General features: G+C 73.5%; 4 protein-coding genes. 3 read left to right on the top strand and 1 reads right to left on the bottom strand.

All coding sequences use genetic code 11. The annotated features are described in order from the left end of the window. The 3 genes from J0F76_RS20525 to J0F76_RS20515 all read left to right on the top strand — a co-directional run. A partial coding sequence (locus J0F76_RS20525; protein WP_207472313.1) for a hypothetical protein occupies positions 1–1,038 on the top strand: 1,038 nt, incomplete at its 5' end. Further along, positions 1,010–1,552 (top strand): DUF2249 domain-containing protein, encoded by a 543-nt coding sequence (locus J0F76_RS20520; RefSeq protein WP_207472312.1) that lies wholly within the window; start codon positions 1,010–1,012, stop codon positions 1,550–1,552. The genes J0F76_RS20525 and J0F76_RS20520, both read left to right, overlap by 29 nt. Beyond that, a complete protein-coding gene (locus J0F76_RS20515) occupies positions 1,545–1,829 on the top strand; it encodes a metal-sulfur cluster assembly factor (RefSeq protein ID WP_207472311.1) in 285 nt (94 codons plus the stop codon). The genes J0F76_RS20520 and J0F76_RS20515 overlap by 8 nt, the downstream gene beginning before the upstream one ends. A 14-nt stretch (positions 1,830–1,843) precedes the next feature. On the opposite strand, the gene J0F76_RS20510 is transcribed toward J0F76_RS20515, so the two are convergent. Continuing rightward, on the bottom strand, positions 1,844–2,298 hold a 455-nt coding region (locus J0F76_RS20510; protein WP_207472309.1), incomplete at its 5' end, for an NnrS family protein.

The following is a 2,298-nucleotide window of genomic DNA, read 5'->3' as shown; positions in this document are numbered from 1 at the left end:
GGGCAGGGCGCGCTGGCCCTGGCGCCGGCGGTGCTGGCGGCGGGCTTCGCGCTGGCGGCCGCCATGCTGGTGCCGACGCTTGTCGCCGCCCGCGCCTTCCGCGAGCCCGAGGGGCGGATGGTCATCCTGGCCCTTGGCGCGCTTGCGGGACTGTGGATCACGGGCGCGGCGATGGCGGCTGCCCTGGCGGGATACGATCTGCTGCCCGTCGCCGTTCCCCGGGCGCTGCCGTTCCACATCCTGCTTGGTGCGGGAGGCTTCCTGTCGCTGGCGGCCTTCGGCGTCAGCTACAAGCTGTTCGCGATGTTCCTGCTGGCGCCCGAGGGCGACGGCCCCCTGCGCCGGGCGGTGTTCGGCGGCGCGGCGCTTGCGCTGGCCATGGCGATCGGGCTTGCGGTCCCGTCGCTTGCCGGGCGTGCGGCCCTGCCTGCGGGCCTGCCGGTCGCGCTTGCGGCCGCTGCGACCGCCATCCTCTATCTGGCCGAGATCCGCCGCCTGTGGCGCAGCCGCCGCCGGCCGCAGCCCGAGGTGAACATGCGATGGAGCCGCGCCGCCTTGGCCTTCCTCGCCTTGTCCGCCCTTCTGTCCTGCCCGGCCCTCCTGTGGGGCGGACAATGGGCCGAAGTGGCGGTCTTCCTGGCCCTGGTCGGATGGCTGTCCACATTGACGCTGTCGCAGATGGTCAAGATCGTGTCGTTCCTGACATGGATACAGGTCTTCGCGTCCCAGATCGGCCGCCGCCCGGTGCCGCTGGTGACGGAGCTGACCGATGCCCGCGCCGCCGGCCGGATGCTTGCCCTGTGGTGCCTCGGCGTTCTTTGCGGCGCCCTGGCCCTGGCCCTGGGCCACGCCGCCGGCTTCCGGCTGGCTGCCCTCATCCTTTTGGCCGCGGCCCTGGGCATCGGCCGCGAAGCCATCGCCATCCGCCGGTTGCGCCACCTTGATCCCGCGCGCCGGCCCGACCGACTGCCCCCTTTGATCCTTCCCGTTTCCCTGCAAGGTTCCTCTCATGACAACACCCGACCCGCTCGAGCTTGACGTCCGCCCGCAGCTTGCCCGAGGCGAAGAGCCCTTCGCCGCCATCATGGCCGCCACCGACCGGCTGCGGCCCGGACAGGCGCTGCGGCTGATCGCACCGTTCCGGCCCGCGCCCTTGTTCGGCGTCATGGCCAATCGCGGCTTCGACGTCCGCGACCGCCGCCGCTCCGACGGCGCGTGGGAGGTTCTCTTTACCCCGCAGGCGGATGCCGCCCCGGCCGAGGACCTCGCCCCCGGCTCGGCCCCGGGGGCCGCGCTGTGGCCCGATCCCTCGGTGACGCTGGATCTGTCGGGGCTGATGCCGCCCGAACCGATGGTGCGCATCCTCGAGGCGCTGGCGGCCCTGCCCGCGGGCGACGTCCTGTTCGCGCTGCTGGACCGAGAGCCGATGTTCCTGTTCCCCGAACTGGCGCAGCGCGGCCACGAATGGGCCGGCAACTTCGCGCCCGACGGGGCGTCCTACAGGCTGATGATCCGCTCGGGCGGGCCGGACGGGACGGTGCAGCATGGCTGACCGGGACGCCGTCGTCGCGGCGCTGCGCGGGATCATCGACCCGGAAACCGGGCACGACCTGGTGACGATGGGGCTGATCTACGAGGTGACGGTCCGGGGCAGCCGGGCCGACGTCATCATGACCACGACCACGCGCGGCTGCCCCCTGTCCGAGATGCTGCGCCAGGGCGCCGAGGCCGCGGTCCTTGCCGTGCCGGGCATCACCGAGGCCGGCGTCGTGCTGACTTGGGAACCGGCCTGGACGCCCGCGCGGATCGAGACGCGGGCGTTGTTCTAGGCCTCGCGCGGCCTTCAGGCCGCTGCCGCGCGGGGCTGCCGCCGCACCCGCAGCAGCATCCCGCCGTGCTCGGCGATGAACAGGCCGAAGGCCGCGATCCACAGCAGGCCCGAGGCCTCCATCAGCCCCATCGCGCCGGTCAGATCGGCCAGGGGCCGGGCTAGGGCGGCGGCGAACAGACACCCGTAGGACGCCATGGTCCAGCCGGATGCGGTCAGCGCCCGGCCCGTGTGGCCGCGCGTGGCCCGCGTCATCACCGCCAGCATCATCGTCGCGATCACGCCCACGGTCAGGACGTGCAGCGCCGAGACGGGCAGCAGCAGGCCCGCGCCCGCCGCAGCAAGCGCCGCGAAGCCCAAGGGCACGAAGCCATAGGCCGCGTGCAGCACCAGCAGCAGCCCCTCGGCCCGCGCCGCCAGCCCGCGCCAGCGCGCCAGCCGCGCGGCGTTCAGCACCGAGGCGACAAGGA

The organism is Paracoccus fontiphilus (assembly GCF_017356265.1).
Lineage (GTDB): Bacteria > Pseudomonadota > Alphaproteobacteria > Rhodobacterales > Rhodobacteraceae > Paracoccus > Paracoccus fontiphilus.
The sequence above is the reverse complement of the archived record's forward strand: the minus strand, read 5'-3'. Positions and strand labels throughout refer to the sequence as shown.